At 37.3% G+C, this 1,084-nt stretch carries 1 protein-coding gene; it reads right to left on the bottom strand.

The window, feature by feature from the left end; genetic code table 11:
- Positions 1 to 36: 36 nt before the first annotated feature.
- A complete protein-coding gene (locus LPH68_RS26345) occupies positions 37 to 903 on the bottom strand; it encodes a transposase (RefSeq protein WP_004310695.1) in 867 nt (288 codons plus the stop codon).
- Positions 904 to 1,084: the final 181 nt, after the last annotated feature.

Here is a 1,084-nt window from a genome sequence, read left to right as displayed (position 1 = left end):
TAATGCGAATCAGTAGTTGAACTCTGATTCCTTGTTTTAGAAAATTAGATAAATGAATGCGATGGCAATTTTGCCCATCGTATGTACTAAAAGTCCAGATGTAGATCTGACTTTCATCGCTCTTTGAATATTTGTTTTTTCATTCAGCCAGTTGAAAAAAGATTCTATCGGTTGTCTGACCTTTGATACTGCAGTTGAAAACAGGTCTCTGCCCGCTTTCTCTCTTTGAGTAATAATAGGCTCCTCTCCCTTTATTGCTTTAACGGGAGTCATCATGGTTACCCCTTGTTCCTGCTGTTTGTTTCCCCAGAACGAGAAGTCTGAGTATATCTTATCCGCAAATATATATCTGTTTATAAGACTATCAGCGGCTTCTCTTTTAAGAACAGTCAGATCATTCTCCTCTGCCGATGATAAGATGATCATTTCGGGGAATGGAATGGTTCCTTCCCTGCGGAAAGCTAAGGTGTGAAGTTTGAGCCCGAAATAATACATGTTCTTTGTAGAGCAGTATCCTTTAGTGGCAATTTCAGTAGCCACTTTTCCGGTTTTGTTCTTTCCTGCACAAGTAATGATGGGCATGGAGTCAATAAGTGATATCATAGAATCGCAATCTGTTGGTTTAAAGAAAGTAATGAGATGCTTCACCAGTTCATTAATCGCCTCACTCATCAGGTTCAGCCGATAGTTGAATGTTTGATAAGAGGGAAGGTTAGGGAACCAGGAAAGCAAATATTCTTTGGTGAATGTATGTATCTCTTTGATGCTAAAATAGCGCTGATACGCTCCGCAGAACAGATATACGGTAAGCAGCTCCTGATCAGTGAAGATCGGTGTAGCGTTATTACTGAACCTCTGACAGTAGAACTTCAGTGAAGACTGATAAACATCGCAGATATACATATATATTTTTATAAGTTTTAGCTCTTTCTCCTTGGGAATCATAATTAGAATAATGAGTGGTTTTATTCTTCTAATATACTGATTTTCAAGGAGATTAAGAAATAAATAAATGAGATAATTAATTGAATAATAACAATTTAACTAACTGAATCAGCTAGTGATTTCAACTACTGATTCGCAT

It is taken from the genome of Bacteroides sp. 1_1_30, assembly GCF_020982715.1.
GTDB lineage: Bacteria > Bacteroidota > Bacteroidia > Bacteroidales > Bacteroidaceae > Bacteroides > Bacteroides xylanisolvens.
This window is presented reverse-complemented; position numbering and strand designations above follow the sequence as displayed.